At 60.4% G+C, this 19,462-nt stretch carries 21 protein-coding genes; 11 read left to right on the top strand and 10 right to left on the bottom strand.

The features are described 5' to 3' along the window. The first annotated feature begins 88 nt into the window (after nt 1-88). From def to truA, 3 genes are all read left to right on the top strand, one after another. Nucleotides 89-604 (top strand): peptide deformylase, encoded by a 516-nt coding sequence (def, locus tag AC1DM5_RS14130; RefSeq protein WP_007814989.1) that lies wholly within the window; start codon nt 89-91, stop codon nt 602-604. A 110-nt stretch (nt 605-714) separates the two neighbouring features. Further along, the gene (gene fmt / locus AC1DM5_RS14125; RefSeq protein ID WP_477975146.1) at nt 715-1,650 is read left to right on the top strand and encodes a methionyl-tRNA formyltransferase; all 936 of its coding nucleotides are present in this window, start codon (nt 715-717) and stop codon (nt 1,648-1,650) included. Beyond that, nucleotides 1,650-2,456, top strand: a complete 807-nt coding sequence (truA, locus tag AC1DM5_RS14120; protein ID WP_477819071.1) for a tRNA pseudouridine(38-40) synthase TruA — start codon at nt 1,650-1,652, stop codon at nt 2,454-2,456. The genes fmt and truA overlap by 1 nt, the downstream gene beginning before the upstream one ends. 123 nt (nt 2,457-2,579) lie before the next feature. Here truA and AC1DM5_RS14115 read toward each other — a convergent pair whose 3' ends face one another. The 3 genes from AC1DM5_RS14115 to dapD form a co-directional block, all read right to left on the bottom strand. Then, nucleotides 2,580-3,176 (bottom strand): hypothetical protein, encoded by a 597-nt coding sequence (locus tag AC1DM5_RS14115; RefSeq protein ID WP_477819070.1) that lies wholly within the window; start codon nt 3,174-3,176, stop codon nt 2,580-2,582. A gap of 2 nt (nt 3,177-3,178) precedes the next feature. Beyond that, a complete protein-coding gene (gene dapE / locus AC1DM5_RS14110; protein ID WP_477819069.1) occupies nt 3,179-4,372 on the bottom strand; it encodes a succinyl-diaminopimelate desuccinylase in 1,194 nt (397 codons plus the stop codon). Nucleotides 4,373-4,474: 102 nt separating this feature from the next. Continuing rightward, nucleotides 4,475-5,332 carry a 2,3,4,5-tetrahydropyridine-2,6-dicarboxylate N-succinyltransferase gene (gene dapD / locus AC1DM5_RS14105; RefSeq protein WP_477975144.1) on the bottom strand — a complete coding sequence of 286 codons (858 nt, stop codon included), beginning with the start codon at nt 5,330-5,332 and terminating at the stop codon, nt 4,475-4,477. 195 nt (nt 5,333-5,527) lie between these two features. Here dapD and AC1DM5_RS14100 point away from each other — a divergent pair, with 195 nt between their 5' ends. Then, nucleotides 5,528-6,394, top strand: coding sequence for an LOG family protein (locus AC1DM5_RS14100; protein ID WP_113182119.1), 867 nt, complete (start codon nt 5,528-5,530; stop codon nt 6,392-6,394). Between the two features lie 133 nt (nt 6,395-6,527). Here AC1DM5_RS14100 and AC1DM5_RS14095 read toward each other — a convergent pair whose 3' ends face one another. Together AC1DM5_RS14095 and AC1DM5_RS14090 are read right to left on the bottom strand one after the other, a co-directional pair. Beyond that, the gene (locus tag AC1DM5_RS14095) at nt 6,528-7,157 is read right to left on the bottom strand and encodes a calcium-binding protein (protein WP_477819067.1); all 630 of its coding nucleotides are present in this window, start codon (nt 7,155-7,157) and stop codon (nt 6,528-6,530) included. Between the two features lie 102 nt (nt 7,158-7,259). Further along, nucleotides 7,260-7,967, bottom strand: coding sequence for a pyrimidine 5'-nucleotidase (locus AC1DM5_RS14090; RefSeq protein WP_477819066.1), 708 nt, complete (start codon nt 7,965-7,967; stop codon nt 7,260-7,262). A 187-nt stretch (nt 7,968-8,154) separates the two neighbouring features. Here AC1DM5_RS14090 and bchE point away from each other — a divergent pair, with 187 nt between their 5' ends. From bchE to AC1DM5_RS14075, 3 genes are read left to right on the top strand one after another with little or no spacing between them, the layout of a single operon-like run. Further along, complete coding sequence (bchE, locus tag AC1DM5_RS14085; RefSeq protein ID WP_477819065.1) at nt 8,155-9,684, top strand: magnesium-protoporphyrin IX monomethyl ester anaerobic oxidative cyclase; 1,530 nt, start codon at nt 8,155-8,157, stop codon at nt 9,682-9,684. 55 nt (nt 9,685-9,739) lie between these two features. Further along, entirely contained in the window at nt 9,740-10,810 is a 1,071-nt protein-coding gene (locus AC1DM5_RS14080) for a bifunctional transcriptional activator/DNA repair enzyme AdaA (protein WP_477819064.1), read from the top strand. Further along, on the top strand, nt 10,807-11,577 hold the full coding sequence (locus AC1DM5_RS14075; protein WP_477819063.1) for an isocitrate lyase/PEP mutase family protein: 771 nt from the start codon (nt 10,807-10,809) through the stop codon (nt 11,575-11,577). Before AC1DM5_RS14080 ends, AC1DM5_RS14075 begins: the two co-directional genes overlap by 4 nt. On the opposite strand, the gene AC1DM5_RS14070 is transcribed toward AC1DM5_RS14075, so the two are convergent. Then, nucleotides 11,562-12,479, bottom strand: a complete 918-nt coding sequence (locus AC1DM5_RS14070) for a LysR family transcriptional regulator (protein ID WP_477819062.1) — start codon at nt 12,477-12,479, stop codon at nt 11,562-11,564. The genes AC1DM5_RS14075 and AC1DM5_RS14070 overlap by 16 nt on opposite strands. Nucleotides 12,480-12,598: 119 nt before the next feature. Between AC1DM5_RS14070 and AC1DM5_RS14065 the strand changes: the two genes are divergently transcribed. After that, nucleotides 12,599-13,444 carry an oxidoreductase gene (locus AC1DM5_RS14065; RefSeq protein WP_477819061.1) on the top strand — a complete coding sequence of 282 codons (846 nt, stop codon included), beginning with the start codon at nt 12,599-12,601 and terminating at the stop codon, nt 13,442-13,444. Between the two features lie 31 nt (nt 13,445-13,475). Here AC1DM5_RS14065 and argB read toward each other — a convergent pair whose 3' ends face one another. Beyond that, nucleotides 13,476-14,363 carry an acetylglutamate kinase gene (argB, locus tag AC1DM5_RS14060; protein ID WP_037100983.1) on the bottom strand — a complete coding sequence of 296 codons (888 nt, stop codon included), beginning with the start codon at nt 14,361-14,363 and terminating at the stop codon, nt 13,476-13,478. A 156-nt stretch (nt 14,364-14,519) separates the two neighbouring features. Here argB and AC1DM5_RS14055 point away from each other — a divergent pair, with 156 nt between their 5' ends. The 3 genes from AC1DM5_RS14055 to AC1DM5_RS14045 all read left to right on the top strand — a co-directional run bounded on the left by AC1DM5_RS14055 (nt 14,520) and on the right by AC1DM5_RS14045 (nt 16,439). Next, nucleotides 14,520-15,056 carry a sigma-70 family RNA polymerase sigma factor gene (locus AC1DM5_RS14055; protein WP_477819060.1) on the top strand — a complete coding sequence of 179 codons (537 nt, stop codon included), beginning with the start codon at nt 14,520-14,522 and terminating at the stop codon, nt 15,054-15,056. Next, the gene (locus tag AC1DM5_RS14050; protein ID WP_477819059.1) at nt 15,053-15,772 is read left to right on the top strand and encodes an anti-sigma factor; all 720 of its coding nucleotides are present in this window, start codon (nt 15,053-15,055) and stop codon (nt 15,770-15,772) included. The genes AC1DM5_RS14055 and AC1DM5_RS14050 overlap by 4 nt, the downstream gene beginning before the upstream one ends. 109 nt (nt 15,773-15,881) lie before the next feature. Further along, nucleotides 15,882-16,439, top strand: a complete 558-nt coding sequence (locus tag AC1DM5_RS14045) for a fasciclin domain-containing protein (RefSeq protein ID WP_477819058.1) — start codon at nt 15,882-15,884, stop codon at nt 16,437-16,439. A gap of 44 nt (nt 16,440-16,483) precedes the next feature. On the opposite strand, the gene yihA is transcribed toward AC1DM5_RS14045, so the two are convergent. The 3 genes from yihA to rnpA form a co-directional block, all read right to left on the bottom strand. Further along, entirely contained in the window at nt 16,484-17,137 is a 654-nt protein-coding gene (gene yihA / locus AC1DM5_RS14040) for a ribosome biogenesis GTP-binding protein YihA/YsxC (RefSeq protein WP_007815033.1), read from the bottom strand. 129 nt (nt 17,138-17,266) lie between these two features. Further along, nucleotides 17,267-19,060 (bottom strand): membrane protein insertase YidC, encoded by a 1,794-nt coding sequence (gene yidC, locus AC1DM5_RS14035; protein WP_477819057.1) that lies wholly within the window; start codon nt 19,058-19,060, stop codon nt 17,267-17,269. Next, nucleotides 19,060-19,461, bottom strand: coding sequence for a ribonuclease P protein component (rnpA, locus tag AC1DM5_RS14030; RefSeq protein WP_037100997.1), 402 nt, complete (start codon nt 19,459-19,461; stop codon nt 19,060-19,062). Before rnpA ends, yidC begins: the two co-directional genes overlap by 1 nt. Between the last annotated feature and the right edge of the window lies 1 nt (nt 19,462).

Genomic DNA, 19,462 nt, shown 5'->3' with positions numbered 1-19,462 from the left:
GGCAAAATCCGGGCAGGCGCTGCAAAAAACCGCAATCCCTGCCCGGCGGATAATTCCCTAGTTTGAAAAGATGGGTTATGGGAACGCCATGACCATCAAGCCACTCATCATTCTTCCCGATCCCGTTCTCCGTCAGGTTTCCAAGCCGATCGAGCGGGTCGATGCCGATCTCCAGCGCCTTACGGACGATATGCTGGAAACCATGTATGACGCACCGGGCATCGGCCTTGCCGCAATCCAGGTCGGTGTTCCACGCCGCATGCTGGTCATCGATCTTTCGAAGGAAGGCGAGGAAAAGCAGCCGCTCGTCTTCATCAATCCGGAGATCGTCAGCTCCTCGGATGACCGTTCCGTCTATGAGGAAGGCTGCCTTTCCATTCCCGACTACTATGCGGAAGTCGAACGTCCCGCGAAGGTTACCGTCAAATATCTGGATCGCGAAGGCAAGGAACAGAGCGTAGAGGCCGACGGTCTCCTGGCGACCTGCCTCCAGCACGAGATCGACCACCTGAATGGCGTGCTCTTCATCGATCATATCTCGCGGCTGAAGCGTGAAATGGTCATCAAGAAGTTCACCAAGGCTGCCAAGTCCAAGGTACTCTGAGCGAGCCCTCAGCGGCGTGTACGAAAGATTTCGAGCGGGCTTGCGAGTGGGCTTGATTGTGAGCCCGTAAACCCGTTTGAAGACGGTTGATCCTCAATTGGCGAGATAGAATGTCTCTTCGTATCGTTTTCATGGGAACGCCCGACTTTTCCGTCCCGACGCTGCGCCTGCTCGTCGAAGCCGGCCATCAGATCGTGGCCGTCTATACCCAGCCGCCGCGGCCGGGCGGACGGCGCGGGCTCGATCTCCAGAAATCGCCGGTGCACCAGGCGGCCGAGATGCTCGGCCTCCCGGTCTTCACGCCGGTCAACTTTAAGGATCCTGAAGAGCGTGAGCGCTTCCGTGCGCTCGGTGCCGATGTCGGCGTCGTCGTTGCCTATGGCCTGCTGCTGCCCGAGGCTATCCTGACCGGCACGCGTTACGGCTGCTATAATGGCCATGCCTCGCTGCTGCCGCGCTGGCGTGGTGCTGCTCCCATCCAGCGGGCGATCATGGCCGGCGACGAGAAGACCGGCATGATGGTCATGAAGATGGACAAGGGCCTCGATACCGGCGATGTCGCGCTGACTCGTGAAGTCGAGATCGGCCCGAACATGACGGCTGGCGAACTGCACGACCGCCTGATGCAGACAGGCGCGAAGGCGATGGCCGAGGCCATGGTCAAGTTGGAGACGGACGATCTGCCGCTGACCCCGCAGCCAGCCGAAGGCGTGCTCTATGCCGCCAAGATCGACAAGGCGGAAACGCGTATCGATTTCAGCCGCGACGCCAAAGACGTTCACAATCATATCCGCGGCCTCGCACCTTTCCCGGGCGCCTGGTTCGAGCTCGAGAGCAATGGCAAGGCGGAGCGCATCAAGGTGCTCGGCTCCGAACTTGCGGCGGGTGAGGGCGCAGCCGGCGCACTTCTGACCGATGATCTCGTGGTTGCCTGCGGGGCGGGCGCCGTCCGCCTCACGAAGCTTCAGAAGGCCGGCGGCAAACCGCTCGCCGCTGCCGATTTCCTGCGCGGCACACCGCTTGCTGCGGGCACGAGGCTCGTCTGATGCCGCGATACCGCATGATCGTCGAATATGACGGCGGCCCCTATGTCGGATGGCAGCGACAGGACAACGGACCTTCGGTGCAGGGCGCGATCGAAAAGGCGATCTTCTCGGCAAGCGGCGATACCGTGTCCGTCCGCGGCGCGGGCCGCACCGATTCCGGCGTCCACGCCATGGGGCAGGTCATCCATGCCGGTCTTTCGAAGGACTGGTCGCCCTACAAGCTGCAGAACGCGTTGAACGCACATCTAAGACTTGCCGGCGAAAAGGTCGCGATCCTCGATGTCGAGGTCGCGAGCGAATTCTTCGACGCGCGCTTCTCCGCGCTCCGCCGGCATTATCTCTACCGCATCATCAGCCGTCGCGCTCCGCTGGCGCTGGAGGCGGGCAAGGCATGGTGGGTACCGAAGACGCTCGATCATGAAGTCATGCATGCCGCAGCCCAGACGCTCGTCGGCAAGCATGATTTCTCGACTTTCCGTTCGGCTCACTGCCAGGCAAACAGCCCCGTGCGCACGCTCGACCGGCTGGATGTGACCCGTAATGGTGAACTGATCGAGATCCGTGCCACCGCCCAGAGTTTCCTGCACAATCAGATCCGTTCCTTTGCGGGAACTCTGAAGCTTGCAGGCGAGGGCAAGTGGACGCCTGAGGATGTGCGGGCGGCACTTGAGGCGCGTGATCGCAAGGCCTGCGGCCCTGTGGCCCCACCGGATGGGCTCTATTTCATGCAGGTGGATTATCCCGAGGTGATCACTGATCGCCGCAAACCGGTGGATGAAAACGATGATGGTAACGATCTATCGTAGTCCGGCCTGCGGCACGTCGCGCAAAACGCTGGCCGTGATCCGCTAGTCCGGCGAAGACCTCCGAAGTCATCGAATATCTGAAGACGCCGCCGACGCGATGGCGAAGTCGTCAATCCACGCAGATCAAGCCGGATAGATGCCGAGGAAGTTCTGCAGATATTCCGACAGCACCATCGATGGCACCAGGAGTACCAGCGTCAGGGCGCCGACCATAAGGGCATGACCATGGCAGATCATCCTGAGGATGCGCGCCAGCACGAAGACCTGTGCCAGCATGAAGATGAGAAGCAGCATCGACACGAGGCCGACCAAGCCGGGCAGGAAGAAGACCAGCGCCAGCAGCAGCCCGTTAACATAGGCGAGCGGCACGTTAAGCCAGTTGACACTGACGACGACGGGCGCGAAGCGCTCACCCATACGGACGGCAAGCAGCAACAGGCCGGCAAAGACCAGCGGCACGAACCAGTTCGCAAGCTCCACGAGCCCAAGCCGGAAGTAGAAGGGAAGTCCGACGTCCGTCTCCGGCGGCATGGAGCGCAGATAGGCGTTGCGCCACCAGAGCCAGGAAATGCCTGTAGGCGGCAAGCACCAGATGATTGCCCAGAAGGATCGGTTGACGCCGCGATCCGATATGTCGAGGAAGCGGAAACCGCGCGGATCGAGCTTGATCAGCAGCCAGATGCCGGCGAGATAATATTGAACCTCTCTAAAGCCGGGCATTCTCAAACCCCGGCATTTTGAAACCAACGTTCGATGAAAGTCTCGTAGATCGCCGTCAGCGTCTCCATATCCGCAACGGCGACCCGTTCGTCGACCATGTGCATGGTCTGGCCGACAAGGCCGAATTCCACGACCGGGCAATAATCCTTGATGAAACGCGCGTCCGAGGTGCCGCCCGTGGTCGACAGCGCCGGCGATGCGCCGGTGACGCTCTCGACCGCCGACGACAGCGAGGCGATCAGCGCATTGTTGCGGGTCAGAAAAACATGGCTCGGGCGGTCGGCCCAGATGATCTCGTATTTCACCGGCTCGCGGCCCGGCCGCAATGTGCCGTCAGTGGCAGCTGCATCAAGGCGCCGGACAATCTCGGCTCGGAGTGTATCGGCCGTCCAGGTATCGTTGAAGCGAATGTTGAAGCTCGCCGAAGCCCTGGCCGGAATGACGTTCGTCGCCGGATTGCCGACATCGATGGTCGTCACTTCGAGGTTGGACGGCTGGAAATTGTCCGTGCCGGCGTCGAAGGGCGGATCCATGAGCGCCTGGGTGAGTTGCAGCATGCCGCGCACCGGATTGTCGGCAAGATGCGGATAGGCCGCATGCCCCTGTACGCCGTGCACGACGATCTTGCCGGACAGCGAACCGCGCCGGCCGATCTTGATCATGTCGCCGAGCTTGTTCGGATTGGTTGGCTCGCCGACGACGCAGGCATCCCACGTCTCGCCGCGCTCAGTCGCCCACTGCAACAGCTTGATCGTCCCGTTGATCGACGGGCCTTCCTCGTCGCCGGTGATCAGGAAGGAAATCGAGCCCTTGGGCGCTCCATGTTTTTCGACATGCCGGGCAACGGCTGCGGCAAAGCAGGCAATGCCACCCTTCATGTCGACTGCGCCACGGCCGAAAAGCTCGCCATTGGCAATCTCGGCGGCAAAGGGCGGATGCGTCCAGGCGGCTTCGTCACCGACGGGTACCACATCGGTATGTCCTGCAAACATCAGATGCGGTCCCTCGGTGCCTAGGCGGGCATAGAGGTTCTCGACATCAGGCGTGCCATCTTCCCTCGCGATCATTCGGTCGACCTTGAAACCGAGCGGAGCAAGCATCGCTTCCAGCGCGGAAAGCGCGCCGCCTTCTGCCGGCGTCACGGACGGGCAGCGGATCAGGGTCTGAAGATTGGCAACAGGATTCGTGGCGGTCATGGCGGTCGAATTATCCGGTGGGAATGGCAAAGGCGTGGCAAGGCGTGAGACCGCCTCGCCCAAAAGACGCCGATTGTTTACCGAATCAATATCGGGCTGTCATCAATCTCGGAGCAGTTCGTTGATGCCCGTCTTGGAACGGGTCTTCTCGTCGACGCGCTTGACGATCACGGCGCAATAGAGGTTAGGCGCCTGCTGGCCGTTTGCCATCGTCTTGTCTGATGGCAGCGAGCCCGCAACGACGACCGAATAGGGCGGTACTTCGCCATAGCTGATCTCACCGGTAGCACGGTCGACGATCTTGGTCGACTTGCCGATGAAGACGCCCATGCCGAGCACCGAGCCTTCACGCACGATGCAGCCTTCGACGACTTCCGAACGCGCACCGATGAAACAATTGTCCTCGATGATCGTCGGACCGGCCTGCATGGGCTCCAGAACGCCGCCGATGCCGACGCCGCCGGAGAGATGCACATGCTTGCCGATTTGTGCGCAGGAACCGACGGTGGCCCAGGTGTCGACCATCGTGCCTTCGCCGACATAGGCGCCGAGGTTGACGAAGGACGGCATCAGGATGGCGTTCGGAGCGATATAGGCTGAGCGGCGCACGACCGCATTCGGCACGGCGCGGAAGCCGGCGGCGCGGAACTGGTTCTCGCCCCAGCCTTCGAACTTCGAGGGCACCTTGTCCCACCAGGTCGCCTGACCGGGACCGCCCTTGACGACTTCCATGTCATTAAGGCGGAAAGACAGCAGCACCGCCTTCTTAAGCCACTGATTGACCTTCCAGACGCCGTCGGCGCCGCGCTCGGCCACACGTGCCTTGCCCTCGTCGAGCAGGTTGAGAGCCGCCTCGACCGCATCGCGGACCTCGCCCTTCGTCGACGTGTTCACATTGTCGCGATTGTCGAAGGCAGTTTCGACGGTCTTTTCGAGGGATGCGAGGTCGATGGCGCTCATGGGAATTCCTTAAACTTCGATCTTTATCGTGGAGACAGCGGAGTCTCCGGAATTGCGGTTGGCGGGCTGTAACCCGATCTACAGCATGCGCCCGTAAAATGGAATGATTTTTCGGACAAGATCATATCTGGATTCAAGGCGTTATAGCGACATATCCGATCACTTGTGACCGGTGATACTGAAAGGCATTTCGATATGGCAAAAGCAAGAAACGGCGGCGGACGGCGCAAGGACGGCGTCTGGGATCCGTTGAAGAGCAGTTCGAGCGACAGGCAGCGCGCGGAAGCGGTTCCGAAGACGCCGCAGACGCTCTCGCCGGCCTATCGCCTTGCCTATGTGGATGAGGATTTCCTCTGCCGCGAGGAGCTGCGACCGATCCGCCTGCAGCTCGAACTTCTGAAGGTCGAGATGATGATGGCCGAGCGCGGCATCAAATCGACCGTCGTCATGTTCGGCGGCGCCCGCATTCCGGCCCCCGGCCAGAGCGCCTGGGCAGCCCGCAACGAGACCCAGCGTGCAAACCTCGAAGCCGCATCGGTCTATTATGACGAAGCTCGCAAATTCGCCCGCCTCTGCTCGCGTTATGCAGCCGGTTTCGATTTCCACGAATATGTCGTCGTCACCGGCGGTGGCCCGGGCGTCATGGAAGCGGGAAACCGTGGTGCGGCGGATGAGGGAGCCCCTTCGATCGGCCTCAACATCGTGCTGCCGCACGAGCAGGCGCCGAATGCCTATGTGACGCCCGAGCTCAGCTTCAACTTCCACTATTTCGCGATCCGCAAGATGCATTTCATGGTCCGCGCCAAGGCGGTCGCAGTCTTCCCCGGCGGCTTCGGCACGCTGGACGAATTCTTCGAATGCCTGACGCTGATCCAGACCGGCCGCATGGAGCGCATCCCGCTGTTGCTCTTCGGCTCGAAATTCTGGCACAGCATTATCAATTTCGATGCGCTCGCCGAATTCGGAACGATCGCGCCTGAGGACGTAAACCTGATCAGCTTCGTCGATACTGCCGATGAGGCCTGGAAGATCGTGCAGGACTTTTACGAACACCGCGAATAGAGCAGTTCAAGCCAAACTGGTCAGCGGCTTTACGCCCGGTACAAACGAAAAACCCTCCTCCCGTGGACGGGAAGAGGGCTTCGGGTGAGGGGCAAACCCCTCGCGATATCCAGGGAACGCTTTGTTATTCCCTTCAAAGGAAGGGCTGGTCCGGCATATCGTCGATCGAGATCACGCCGTCCTTGTTGCGGTCCATGCGATCGAAGAATTTGTTGAAGGCGGTTTCCGCTTCCTGCTTGCTGATCTGGCCGTTCTGGTCAGTGTCGATGCGGCCCATCATCATGGTGATTGCCATGAAGCGGGCATTGCCATGCATCCAATGGTGACCGTCGTGGCCGTGACGGCCATGGTCCTTGTCGTCGCCTGCCTGCGGCGCCGCATTCTGATCCGCATCGCCCTGCTTGGCCGATACCGCTTCACGACGCGCCTTGAACTGTGCTTCGCGGTACGCGCGGATTTCGCCTGGCGTCAGCGAGCCGTCATGGTTGGTGTCGATGGCGGCGAAGATCTTCTCCATGCCATCGGTCGCCTCCTGCTTGGTAATCTGCCCATCCTTGTTCGTGTCGAACTGTTTCAGCATGCGCACGAAGAGGATTTCGCGGAAGGCCGCGCCACGCGGACCATCCATCATGCCATGCTCCATTTTTCCATGGTGGCCTGGATGATCAGCCTGATCGCCTGGTGCTGCGAAGCTGGCCCCGGCGGCTGCGCCGAGAAGAAGAACAGAGGAAAGCGCCGTCAGGATAAGCTTGTTGCGGTACATGTCAGTGCGTCCTTTCGTAGGATGTCCCTCGATACGAAAGGTAGGACCGAACCCTGCCACAGCCCAATTAAACATCTGTAAGATGGATGAAACTTTGGTAAGTTAGGTCGTAATCTTCTTCAGGAAATCAGCGAGATCGTCGGTAACGAAATCGATGTGGTCGTCCTCGCCGCTCGTTCTCTCCCACCATTCGACGACAGTCTCTTCCAGATTGCGCGGCACGAGCAGAACGGTCTGCATGCCGAGCGCTTTCGGTACGGTGAGATTGCGCGGCAGGTCCTCGAACATCGCAGCCCTGCCCGTCTCGACCTTCTTCAGCGCCGTGAACTTGTCATAGGTCGCCTGTGCCGGCTTCGGCAGGTAGTCGGCCGCAACGATATCGAAGATGTCGTCGAAATGGTCGAGGATACCGAGCGCGCCGGCCGTCGCCTGCGCATGCTGGACGCTGCCATTGGTGAAGATGAACTTGCGGCCCGGCAGGGATTTGATGGCTTCGGCAAGCTCCGGCTGCGGGGTGAGCGCTGAATAATCGATCGCATGCGCCTTTTCGAGGAAGTCGTTGGGATCGACCCCGTGATGGATCATCAGGCCCTGCAACGTCGTGCCGTGATCGTAGTAGTACTGCTTCTGCAGCTTGCGGGCCTCTTCCTGCTCCATTTGCAGAAGCGCCGAGACATAGGCCGTCATGTTCTTGTCGATCTGCGCAAAGAGATTGACATGATGCGGATAGAGCGTGTTGTCGAGGTCGAAGACCCATTCGGTCACATGCTCGAAATCGTTTTTGGTAGGCGTGCGGTCGATCTTTGTCATAGCCGCCCTTATGGCACGGTCGCGGCGGGAAACCAAAGGCTTTTGCTCGCAGGCCCAGCCTGCCAAGGCTCTCCCAAAAATGCCGCCAGATTTTCACAACTTTAGAGAGATTTTGACTGACTTTCGCCATTGATCACTGGTGACCTCTGCCTGCGTCAGACAGGGGGACCCGCAAGGGTGAAGTCGCATGAAGATCGTTCTGATAAACCCGCCGCATACCGCAATCGGCAGCCGTATTCCCGATGATCATCTTCCACCGCTCGGCCTTCTTTCGGTTGGAGGTCCGCTGATCGACGATGGTCACGCCGTCAGCCTCATCGATGCAGAATTCGGGCCGATGACGGTTGCAGACATTGTCAGCCGAGTGATGGCTGACAGTCCCGATCTGGTGCTGATCGGCCATTCCGGCTCGACGTCGGCGCATCCGACTGCCCGCGTGATCGCAGAAGCTATCAAGCGCAGCGATCCAAAAATCTCCATCATCTACGGCGGCGTGTTCCCCACCTATCACTGGCGGGAGGTGCTGGCCGAGACTGAGGCATTCGATATCCTCGTGCGCGGCGAGGGCGAGGAAACCATGCGACGCCTAGCCGATGCGCTGGTGACGAATCGCCCGCTCGCGACCATCCCCGGAATCGCCTTTCGCGATGGCCATGGCGAAATCCTGGCAACGCAGCCGACACAGGCGATCGCCGATCTCGATGCCTATCGTGTCGGCTGGGAACTGATCGACCATCGCAACTATAGCTACTGGGGCGGCAAGCGTGCCGTCGTCATGCAGTTTTCCCGCGGCTGCCCGCATCTCTGCAATTATTGCGGCCAGCGTGGTTTCTGGACCCGCTGGCGTCACCGCTCGCCGGAGCTTTTCGCCCGCGAGATTGCCAGGCTCTATCGCGAAGAGGGCGTCGAGCTCATCAATCTCGCCGACGAGAACCCGACATCCTCGCGAAAAGCCTGGCTGGCCTTCCTCGAAGCGATGATCGCCGAGAACGTACCGGTGCAGATCGTCGGCTCGACACGAGCGGATGATATCGTCCGCGATGCCGACATCCTCCACCTCTACCGAAAGGCTGGTGTCGTGCGCTGGCTGCTCGGCATGGAAAACACCGATGAGGCGACGCTTGCCCTGATCAAGAAGGGCGGCGCCAAGACGACCGACCGAGAAGCGATCCGCCTTCTGCGCAAGCACGACATCCTTTCCATGGCGACCTGGGTCGTCGGTTTCGAAGAGGAGAGGCTGAGCGATCTCTGGCGCGGCTTCCGGCAGTTGCTCTCCTATGATCCCGACCAGATCCAGGCGCTCTATGTGACACCGCATCGCTGGACGCCCTTCTTCCGCATCGCTCGCGAGCGGCAGGTGATCGAGACCGATATCCGCAAATGGGACTACAAGCATCAGGTCCTGAAGATGCGGCATCTGAATCCGATCGTGCTGGTCGCCTGCGTCAAGCTGATCGAGGTCGCGGTCCAGGCGCGGCCGAAGGCGCTGCTGCGCATCCTCTTTCATCGCGATCCGCAACAGCGTCATTCCATGCGCTGGTACACGCAGATGGGCCGCCGCGTCTGGTTCCACGAGATCCTCGAATTCCTCTTCCGCCGCCGCCATCTCAAGGATGGTCCGACGCTTGAGAGCTTCTGGGGAGCACCACAGGATGCGGAGGAGGAATCCATGCTTCGCCCGCTGCGGCATGTGAAGAGCCTCGACGCTGCGGAATAAAATAGACGCCCGATTTTCGGCGGACGACACAGGCGCGGAGTGCTAGAAAGCGGACATGCTTTTCGAACGCCCCGATGATGACACGCTCTATGATACCCTGATCGCGCGCAGCGCCGATTACGAGGGCCAGGCCTATGTCTGCGTGAAGACGACAGGCATCTTCTGCCGTCTGACCTGCCCGGCGCGCAAGCCGAAGCGGGAAAACACCATCTTCTTCGACACGATCGCCGCCTGCATGTATTCGGGTTTCCGCCCGTGCCAGCGCTGCAAGCCGCTGGAGCAGCCGGGCAGGGAGCCGATCGTTGACGAGCTGCTGACCCGGCTCGACAGCGATCCAGAGGTGCGCTGGACAGAGGAAGAGCTGGTGCGCAGGGGCTATGATCCCTCGACTGTGCGCCGCGCCTTCAAGCGGGGGCTTGGCATGACCTTCCACGAAATCGTCCGCTATCGGCGGTTGGGCGAGGCGGCCCGGCAGCTTGCCGATGGCGCCCGCGTCATCGACGTGCAATTCGAGGCGGGGTATGAATCGGGAAGCGGTTTCCGAGCGGCTTTCCAGCGGCTAGTCGGCAAGGCGCCGGCGCTTTCGCAAAACCGCGAACTGCTCTTTGCCGACTGGTTCGATACACCGCTCGGACCGATGATAGCAGTCGCCGACAAGACGCATCTGCATCTCCTCGAATTTCACGACCGCAAGGCTTTGCCGACCGAACTCGAAGCCCTGCAGAAGCGTGTCCGTTCCTCGGTCGCGATCGGCCGCACGCCTGTTATCGACCAGATCGAGGCGGAGACCAGGGACTATTTCGAAGGGCGGCTAACCATGTTCAAGACGCCGCTGGCGCTTGGCGGCACACCCTTCGAAAAGCATGTCTGGGCAAAGCTCATCGAAATTCCCGTCGGCCAGACGCGCGCTTATGGCGATCTCGCAAGAGAGATGGAAAGGCCGGAGGTGGTGCGTGCCGTCGGCCGCGCCAACGGTGCCAATCAGCTCGCCATCATCGTGCCCTGCCATCGCATCCTCGGTGCGGACGGCTCACTGACGGGTTACGGCGGCGGGCTCTGGCGCAAGCAATGGCTGCTGCGGCACGAGGAAAAGATCAATGCGCATAAGATGGAGAGGACAGCATGAACCAGATTGAGAAGGCCGAGCTTTTCGGCACGCTGCATCGCAAGGGCAATCCCGTTATTCTCTACAACATTTGGGATGCTGGAACGGCCAAGGCTGTAACGGAGGCCGGTGCGAAGGCACTTGCGACCGGAAGCTGGTCCGTCGCGGCCGCCAATGGTTATGGCGACGGCCAGAAGCTGCCGATGGATGTGCTTATCGAGACCGCGCGCTCGATCACGGCCGTCAACGACCTGCCGCTCTCGGTCGATTTCGAAGGCGGCTATTCCACGGAACCCGCCGGTGCCGCGGCCAATGTTGCAAAGCTCATCGAGGCCGGCGCCGTTGGGATCAACTTCGAGGACCAGCGCGTCGGCGAGACTGGTCTTCATCCCATCGAAGCGCAGGCAGCACGCATCCGCGCGATCAGGGAAATGGCCAAGGCACGGGGCATCGATTTCTTTATCAACGCCCGCACCGATCTCTTCCTCCAGGAAGGTGACGGCTCCAGGCATGCAGGGTTGGTCGATGCAGCGATCGAGCGCGGCAAGGCTTATGCAGCAGCAGGCGCCAGCGGCTTCTTCGTACCGGGCCTGATTGAACCGGCCTTAATCGAAAAAGTCTGCGCTGCATCCACGCTGCCGGTCAATATCATGATGAAGGCGGGTGCACCCGATCCGGCAGCCCTCGCAAGGCTCGGTGTTTCGCGCATCAGCTATGGTCCCGGACCGTATCGGGCCATGATGGAAAAGCTGAAGGAAGCCGCGACCGCGATCTATTCGGCGATCTGATTATTGTTGGCGAAGCTTTTCTGCGTGGCGATGGCCTGAGCTATGAAGTTACGAATGATGGAAGAGCGCTCGTCACGTCGGGTGGCGAGCGCCAACCGTGCTGCGGGTGCTTCGCCCGCAATTGCAATGTAGCGAACGCCGGGAACATTGATCTTTGCCATTTCCGCCGGCACGATCGAGACGCCGAGACCGACTGCGATCAGGCTGGCGATCGAGGTGATCTGCGGCGCCGACTGGCCGAGCTGCGGTTCAAATCCCGCTCGCCGGCATGCGGCCATGATATCGTCGAAGAAGCCGGCACCCGCCTCGCGTGGAAAGAGAACGAACCTCTCTCCGGCCAGCGCGTCGAGGCGCAATGTCCGTGCCTCTGACAGCGGGTGCCTTTCTGGAAGCACGATGACCATGGGGTCTTCGGCCAGCAGCTGACATCGGACCTGCAGCTCATCACCACTACCCGGGCGGATAAAGACAGCGTCTAGCTCTTCCCCATCGAGCCGCTCCAGCAGTTGCGTGGTAGGCGCTTCCTCCAGGCTGAACTCGACGGCTGCATATTTCTCGCGAAAGGCGTTCACGATGGCGGGCACGACCGGATTGAACACCGCAGAGCTGGTGAAGCCAATCCGCAGCCGCCCGCTCTGGCCGCGCGCCGCCCGGAGGGCGGATTGTTTGGCCTGTTCCGCCTGAAGCAAAATCGCCTGGGCCTCCGGCAGGAAAGCCTTGCCTGCCTCCGTCAGTTCCGCACCGTTCGACAGGCGGCGGAAAAGGGGCGCGCCAATCTCGTTTTCAAGATCGCGTATCTGATTGCTGAGTGGCGGCTGGCCGATGCCGATCTTTCGTGCGGCGCGCGTGAAATTGAGTTCTTCTGCGACAGCGATGAAATAGCGAAGATGACGAAGCTCCATGCGATACTTTTAAAGTATCGCATTCACTTGTGCAATATATTGGAACTACCTCTCCTGCGCCGCCACATGACGGGGCGAGCCGTTTGTATGTCGCGGCTGCATCAGGACAGGAGTTCACGATGAGTTCGATCGAAAAGCAGTTTCTCATTACCGGTGTCAGCTCGGGCTTTGGCCGTGCCTTTGCGCAGGCCGCATTGGAGAAGGGGCATCGCGCGGTGGGGACAGTGAGGAATGAGGAAGCCGCAGCTCTGTTCGAGAGCTTGGCACCGGGTCGTGCAACGGCGGTCCGCCTAGACGTTACCGATATCGAAGCAATCGAACCGGCCGTTGCTGGTATCGAGAGAACAATCGGTCCGGTGGACGTTCTCATCAACAATGCCGGCTACGGGCACGAGGGGACATTGGAGGAATCGCCGATCGAGGAAATGCGTCGGCAATTCGAGGCCAATGTCTTCGGCGCTGTCGGAATGATGAAGGCCGTTCTGCCGTTCATGCGCCAGCGACGGGCGGGCCACATCATCAACATCACATCGATGGGCGGGTTCATCACCATGCCGGGCATCGCTTATTATTGCGGCAGCAAATTTGCGCTCGAAGGCATCAGCGAGGTTTTGGCGAAGGAAGTGAAGGCGTTCGGCATCGCAGTCACGGCGGTCGCTCCCGGCTCATTCCGCACCGACTGGGCTGGACGATCGATGATCCGCACCGACAGGAGCATCGCCGACTATGATTCGCTCTTCGATCCCATCCGCAGGGCCCGCGAGGAAAAGAGCGGCAAACAGGCAGGCGATCCTCGCAAAGCGGCTGCCGCCGTGCTGGCGCTGGTCGAGGCTGAAAACCCACCCGTGCATCTCTTGCTCGGCGCCGATGCGCTGGCGCTCGTCCGCGACAAGCTGAAGAACCTGAGCGCTGAAATCGATGCCTGGGAAGATCTGACGCTCTCGACGAGCTTTGCCGAAGCATAAGAAAAGGCGCCCGGAAGGGCGCCTTTTTCGATCAGGGAACGATCAGCGTGCCGACGCCGTGCTCGGTGAAGATTTCGAGCAGCACGGAATGGGCCGTCTTGCCGTTCAGGATGACGACGCCCTGCACGCCCGCCTTGATGGCGTCGATGCAGGTCTCAACCTTCGGGATCATGCCGCCGGAAATCGTGCCGTCGGCAATCAGCGCATGCGCTTCGGCGACGGAAAGCTCCTTGATGAGCTTGCCCTGCTTGTCGAGCACACCGGGCACATCCGTCAGGAACAGCAGGCGGGTGGCGTTCAGCGCACCGGCGATGGCGCCCGCGAAAGTGTCGGCGTTGATGTTGTAGGTCGCGCCGTCGCGGCCGGGAGCAACGGGAGCGATGACTGGGATCATCTCGGAGCGGGCAAGAAGGTCGAGCAGCGTACGGTCGACTTCGACGACTTCGCCGACGAAGCCGAGATCGAGCACACGCTCGATGTTGGAATCGGGATCCTTGACGGTCTTGCGGGCCTTTTCGGCGAAGACCATGTTGCCGTCCTTGCCGCAGAGGCCGATCGCCCATTCGCCGGTCTGGTTGATCAGCGCGACGATTTCCTTGTTGATCGAGCCGGCAAGCACCATTTCGACGATCTCGACCGTCTTCTGGTCGGTAACGCGCAGGCCGCCTTCGAATTTGGATTCGATACCCATCTTCGTGAGCATCGCGCCGATCTGCGGACCGCCGCCATGCACGACGATCGGGTTGACGCCGGATTGCTTCAAAAGTGCGATATCGCTGGCGAAGGCCTTGCCGAGCTCGGGATTGCCCATGGCATGGCCACCGTACTTCACGACGATCGTCTTGTTTTCGTAGCGCTGCATGAAGGGCAGCGCCTGCGCGAGAAGACGCGCCTGGATTTCGCTTTCGGACTCGTTCATGGGGGACCCCGCGGAATTGATCGCGGCCTTTTATCTCAAGTTTTTGACAGATGGAATAATCCGGCACGCAATAGTTTTTCGTATCTAAGGCCGACCTGGGAACCTGCCAGCTCATATTGAAACTATCGAATCGGAAATCGTTCATTCGAGGGCGACATGACTGGGGATTTTGCAGATTTAATCAGCCGCGTAGCGCTCGGCGACCGCAAGGCCTTCGCCGCACTCTATAACCAGACCAGTCCGAAACTTCTGGCGATCTGCCTTCGTATTCTTGGAAGCAGGAACGAGGCGGAAGAGGTGCTGCAGGAGGTCTACATCAAGATATGGCAGCGCGCCGGTGCCTTTACTGCTGGCTCCTCGACATCGGTCGCCTGGCTTGCGGCAATTGCCCGCAATCAGTCGATCGATGCGTTGCGGGCGCGCAAGCCGGTAGCCGACGAAATCGACAAAGCGCTCGATCTTGCCGATGCCGGTCCCGATCCTGAAGCGCAAGTCGTGATTAAGGATGAAGGAAGGCGGATTGACACCTGCATGGAAGAGTTGGAAGCTGATCGTGCGGTCGCGGTGAAACGGGCTTATGTCGAAGGGCTAAGCTATCAGGAACTGGCCGATCAGTTTGGTGTCCCGCTGAACACGGTGAGGACATGGCTAAGACGCAGCCTGCTGAAACTGAGAGAGTGCATGGAACGATGACATCGCCCGACAAAAGCAAGGGAGACCGCTCCCGGGATGAGGTTCTCGCCGGCGAGTATGTGCTGGGCGTCCTCTCTCTTCAGGATCGCAGGATCGTCGAGGAGCGCATGCGCCGCGACCGGCAGTTTGCCGCCATCGTCAGCCGCTGGGAGGTCAACCTCTCCAGCTTCAACGACGAATATGGCACGGCTGCTCCAAGCAGCGAGACCTTCAAGCAGATCGAGGCGCGCCTCTTCGCCAATGCAGAAAGTGAGCCGCGCTTTTCGCACGGCCTCTGGAATTCCGCCGGTTTCTGGCGCTCGCTGACATTTGCCTCGCTTGCGGTCACCTTGGGCGTCATCGCCTTTGCCTCCGGTCTCGTGCCCCAGCCCCCGGCATCGCCGCCGCTGGTGGCGGATCTCTCGGGACAGAACAATCAGGTCAATCTGACGGCCTCCTACGATATCCAGAGCGGCCGATTGAAGATCGTGCCGGTTGCGGCCGGCAACCCGGAGGAGAAATCTCTGGAGCTCTGGCTCGTGCCGGGTAGCGGGACGCCCCGTTCTCTCGGCGTTTTCCAACCGGGCATGAACGGTGCATTGCTGATCCCGACCGATATGCGCAGCCAGATTTCCGATGGCACGACGCTGGCCGTCAGCCTGGAGCCATTCGGCGGTTCGCCCACACATCAGCCGTCGGGGCCTGTCATCGCCAGTGGTTCGATCCACAGGCCGTAAAATAAAATCATTTTCTGAAACTCTTCTGCAGCGCCTTCCGTAGTTGCTGATATCCGGGCGGCGCAGGGCATAAAGCCGGCGGCTGCGACCGGGTGCAGAGGAGAAAACCATGATCAAGTCCGCATTGCGTGCCGCAGCGCTCGCCGCCGCCTTTTCCGCTATCGCCTTCGCCGCTCAGGCAAAGAACCCGATGGTCGGCGGCGCCGCGATGTATGCGAACAAGAACATCGTCGAGAATGCCGTCAATTCCAAGGATCACACCACCCTGGTTGCTGCCGTGAAGGCAGCCGGCCTCGTCAGCACGCTGGAAGGCAAGGGGCCTTTCACTGTCTTCGCGCCGACCAATGAAGCCTTCGCTGCCCTGCCGAAAGGCACTGTCGATACGTTGCTGAAGCCAGAAAACAAAGGCAAGCTTGTCAAGGTTCTGACCTGCCATGTCGTTGCCGCAGATGCCATGTCGAAGACCGTCGCCAAGATGATCAAGGACGACGGCGGCGAGCACGACATCAAAACGGTCGGCGGCTGCGTGCTCAAGGCAAAGGAAAGCATGGGCAAGATCACGCTGACGGATGAAAATGGCGGTGTCGCCCACGTCACCATCGCCGACGTCAAACAGTCGAACGGCGTCATCCACGTCGTCGACGAAGTGCTGCTGCCGAAGATGTAAATTCAAATACCGGCTGTCAGGGGCGCCCTTCTGGGCGCCTCTTTTTATTTCCAGTTGCTGACGCCGACCGTTTCGGCAATCGCCTGCCGCAACTCGTCCAACCCTTCGTTCTTTTCCGAGGAGGTGGAAAGCACGGCCGGATAGGCGGCGGGACGCTTGCGGATCTTCTCCGATGTTTCGGCCAGCAGCTTTGGCACGGCAGGCGCTTTGATCTTGTCCGTCTTGGTCAGCACGATCTGGTAGGAGACGGCCGCCTTGTCGAGCAGCGTCAGGACGTCATCGTCGTTCTTCTTGATGCCGTGACGGCTGTCGATCAGCACATAGACGCGCTTCAGCGTCGAGCGGCCGCGCAAATAGTCGAAGACGAGCTTTGTCCAGTTATCCACCTGCTCCTTCGGCGCCTGTGCATAGCCATACCCCGGCATATCGACCAGCGCCATCGGCGGCAGGTCGTTGCCCTCGCCGGAATAGCCGTCCGGAACGAAGTAGTTGAGTTCCTGCGTGCGGCCCGGCGTATTGGAGGTGCGCGCCAGACCTTTCTGACCGACCAGCGCATTGATCAGCGACGATTTGCCGACATTCGACCGGCCGGCGAAAGCGACTTCCAAGGGGCCCTCCGGCGGAAGGAATTTCATGGAAGGCACGCCGCGGATGAATATCCAGGGGTGGCCGAAGAGCGGCTTTGCGATTTCAGTCATTTGAATTCTGCAATCTCCGGGTTCGGTATTGAAACCGGCTTCATGTTTTTAAGACGTATTGTCAAGGTTCGCACGGTTGAGCGCTTTGCGGCCCGCAACAAAAAGCCCTGCCGAAGCAGGGCTTTTCGACTATTTCGATGGCGCCGGTTTTCGCTTGAACAGGCCCTTCAGATTGTCGAAGAGCTCGATCTTCACGCCGTGGCGCTTCATGATCACCGACTGCTGCAGCACCGAGAGCGTGTTGTTCCAGGCCCAGTAGATCACGAGGCCGGCCGGGAAGCTTGCCAGCATGAACATGAACACCAGCGGCATCCAGTTGAAGATCATTGCCTGCGTCGGATCCGGCGGGGTCGGGTTCATACGCATCTGCACGAACATGGTGACGCCCATGATCAGCGGCCAGACGCCGAGATGCAGCAAGGCCGGTGCCTCGAAGGGCAGCAGGCCGAACAGGTTGACGATCGTCGTCGGGTCGGGCGCCGAAAGGTCGCGGATCCAGCCGAAGAACGGCGCGTGCCGCATCTCGATGGTGATGTAGATCACCTTGTAGAGCGAGAAGAAGATCGGAATCTGCAGCGCCACCGGCCAGCAGCCGGCGATCGGGTTGATCTTCTCTTCCTTGTAGAGCTGCATCGTCGCCTGCTGCAGGCCCATCCGGTCGTCGCCGAATTTTGCCTTCAGCTCTTCCATCTTCGGCTGCATACGCTTCATGTTCGCCATCGAAGCGTATTGCTTGCTGGCGAGCGGGAAGAACAGCGCCTTGACGACGATGGTCGTGCAGAGGATCGCCACGCCGAAATTGCCGAAGTAGCGGAAGAAGAAGTCCATCAGCTTGAACATCGGCTGCGTGAGGAACCAGAACCAGCCCCAGTCGATCAGGCGATCGAAATTCGGGATGGAATATTTCGTTTCATATTCATCGACGACAGGCACTTCCTTGGCGCCGGCAAAGACGAGGTTCTTGACGTCGACCGTCGCTCCGGGAGCGATCGACAGGCCTTCACCCTTGAAATCGGCTTGGTAGCGCGGCTGACCGTCCGTGAAATGCGAGAAGCGGGAATCGAAGGGAATAGTCTGGCTCGGAATGAGAGCCGCGGCCCAATACTTGTCGGTAATGCCGATCCAGCCGCCGGTGACCGTCGGGTTGGACTGGTTTTCCTTTTCGATCGCCGTGTACTTGCTCTCGGAAATGCCGCTGCCGGCGCCGAGCACGCCGAGGAAGCCCTCATGCAGCACATAGACCGAAGGCGTGGTCGGCTTGTTGTAGCGCGTCACGCGGCCATAATTGGACAACGATACGGCGGCCTCGCCGCTATTGGTGATCTTGTCGACGACCGTGAACATGTACCGGTCATCGACGGAAATCGTCCGGGTAAAGGTAAGGCCCTTGTCATTGGTGTAGGTCAGCGTCACCGGCGTCTTTTCGGTGAGCTTCGCACCCTCGGGCGCGGTCCAGATGGTAGACGGGCCGGGAACGGCGCCTGTCGCTTCGGTGCCTATATAGCCGAACTCAGTGAAATAGCCGTCCTTGGTTTCAGCCGGCGAGAACAGCGTAATGATCGGGCTCGAGTTGTCGACGGTCTCGTGATAGCCCTTCAGCCTCAGGTCGTCGAGGCGCGCACCGGCGAGATTGATGGAGCCGGAAAGGGCAGCCGTATCGATGGCAACACGCGGCGATTTTGCCAGAGCTTCCTCGCGGGTAGCCGTCGCCGTGGCCTGCCCGGTGGGAGCTGCGCCGTTCGGCTGCGCGCTCTGGCCGCCGGCGGCAGGCTGTTGCGTCTGCTCGGTCTGCTGCTGTGCCTTCTGGGCTTCCTGAGCCTTGCGCTGAGCCTCGATGCGCGGGTTCATATAGAGGAACTGCCAGCCAAGGACGATCAGCACCGAGAGAGCGATCGCAATGAGGTAATTGCGGTTGTTTTGCATCATACGTTCCTGGGGCGCTCGTCTTTCGGGCGCCTGTGTTTCGGCCTGGTTTCCACGCGGGTTTTCAGTTCCGCGGCCAGTTCATCGAAGGACGCTGTCAAGACGTCCCTGCGGGCGACAACCACATAGTCGTGTCCGGGCTGCATTGCAAACCCTGCATGAAGCCGCACCGCCTCTTTCAGGCGTCGCCGCATGCGGTTTCTTTCGACCGCGTTGCCATGTTTTTTGGTGACTGTGAAGCCGACGCGGGCTTCGCTTTCTTCTTCCTTGCGGTTCAGGACCTCGAGAAGGAAGAGAGGGCCGCGGCGCTTTTCGCCTTCGCGGACTGCAAGAAATTGCGGGCGGCTCAAGAGCCGCCCGACAATCTGTTTGTCTTCTTTGGTCTTCAAGTCGCCCGTCATT

Source organism: Rhizobium sp. 01T437 (assembly GCF_056398505.1).
This window is presented reverse-complemented; position numbering and strand designations above follow the sequence as displayed.

What these genes read in the sequence shown, in the direction of transcription:
- truA (WP_477819071.1), top strand. Translation starts at nt 1,650, where the DNA reads ATGCCGCGATACCGCATGATCGTCGAATATGACGGCGGCCCCTATGTC.
- AC1DM5_RS14050 (WP_477819059.1), top strand. Translation starts at nt 15,053, where the DNA reads ATGACATCGCCCGACAAAAGCAAGGGAGACCGCTCCCGGGATGAGGTT.
- rnpA (WP_037100997.1), bottom strand. Translation starts at nt 19,461, where the DNA reads ATGACGGGCGACTTGAAGACCAAAGAAGACAAACAGATTGTCGGGCGG.
- AC1DM5_RS14045 (WP_477819058.1), top strand. Translation starts at nt 15,882, where the DNA reads ATGATCAAGTCCGCATTGCGTGCCGCAGCGCTCGCCGCCGCCTTTTCC.
- yihA (WP_007815033.1), bottom strand. Translation starts at nt 17,137, where the DNA reads ATGACTGAAATCGCAAAGCCGCTCTTCGGCCACCCCTGGATATTCATC.
- dapE (WP_477819069.1), bottom strand. Translation starts at nt 4,372, where the DNA reads ATGACCGCCACGAATCCTGTTGCCAATCTTCAGACCCTGATCCGCTGC.
- argB (WP_037100983.1), bottom strand. Translation starts at nt 14,363, where the DNA reads ATGAACGAGTCCGAAAGCGAAATCCAGGCGCGTCTTCTCGCGCAGGCG.
- AC1DM5_RS14115 (WP_477819070.1), bottom strand. Translation starts at nt 3,176, where the DNA reads ATGCCCGGCTTTAGAGAGGTTCAATATTATCTCGCCGGCATCTGGCTG.
- fmt (WP_477975146.1), top strand. Translation starts at nt 715, where the DNA reads ATGTCTCTTCGTATCGTTTTCATGGGAACGCCCGACTTTTCCGTCCCG.
- yidC (WP_477819057.1), bottom strand. Translation starts at nt 19,060, where the DNA reads ATGCAAAACAACCGCAATTACCTCATTGCGATCGCTCTCTCGGTGCTG.
- bchE (WP_477819065.1), top strand. Translation starts at nt 8,155, where the DNA reads ATGAAGATCGTTCTGATAAACCCGCCGCATACCGCAATCGGCAGCCGT.
- AC1DM5_RS14055 (WP_477819060.1), top strand. Translation starts at nt 14,520, where the DNA reads ATGACTGGGGATTTTGCAGATTTAATCAGCCGCGTAGCGCTCGGCGAC.
- AC1DM5_RS14065 (WP_477819061.1), top strand. Translation starts at nt 12,599, where the DNA reads ATGAGTTCGATCGAAAAGCAGTTTCTCATTACCGGTGTCAGCTCGGGC.
- AC1DM5_RS14090 (WP_477819066.1), bottom strand. Translation starts at nt 7,967, where the DNA reads ATGACAAAGATCGACCGCACGCCTACCAAAAACGATTTCGAGCATGTG.
- AC1DM5_RS14075 (WP_477819063.1), top strand. Translation starts at nt 10,807, where the DNA reads ATGAACCAGATTGAGAAGGCCGAGCTTTTCGGCACGCTGCATCGCAAG.
- dapD (WP_477975144.1), bottom strand. Translation starts at nt 5,332, where the DNA reads ATGAGCGCCATCGACCTCGCATCCCTCGAAAAGACCGTCGAAACTGCC.
- AC1DM5_RS14070 (WP_477819062.1), bottom strand. Translation starts at nt 12,479, where the DNA reads ATGGAGCTTCGTCATCTTCGCTATTTCATCGCTGTCGCAGAAGAACTC.
- AC1DM5_RS14080 (WP_477819064.1), top strand. Translation starts at nt 9,740, where the DNA reads ATGCTTTTCGAACGCCCCGATGATGACACGCTCTATGATACCCTGATC.
- AC1DM5_RS14095 (WP_477819067.1), bottom strand. Translation starts at nt 7,157, where the DNA reads ATGTACCGCAACAAGCTTATCCTGACGGCGCTTTCCTCTGTTCTTCTT.
- AC1DM5_RS14100 (WP_113182119.1), top strand. Translation starts at nt 5,528, where the DNA reads ATGGCAAAAGCAAGAAACGGCGGCGGACGGCGCAAGGACGGCGTCTGG.
- def (WP_007814989.1), top strand. Translation starts at nt 89, where the DNA reads ATGACCATCAAGCCACTCATCATTCTTCCCGATCCCGTTCTCCGTCAG.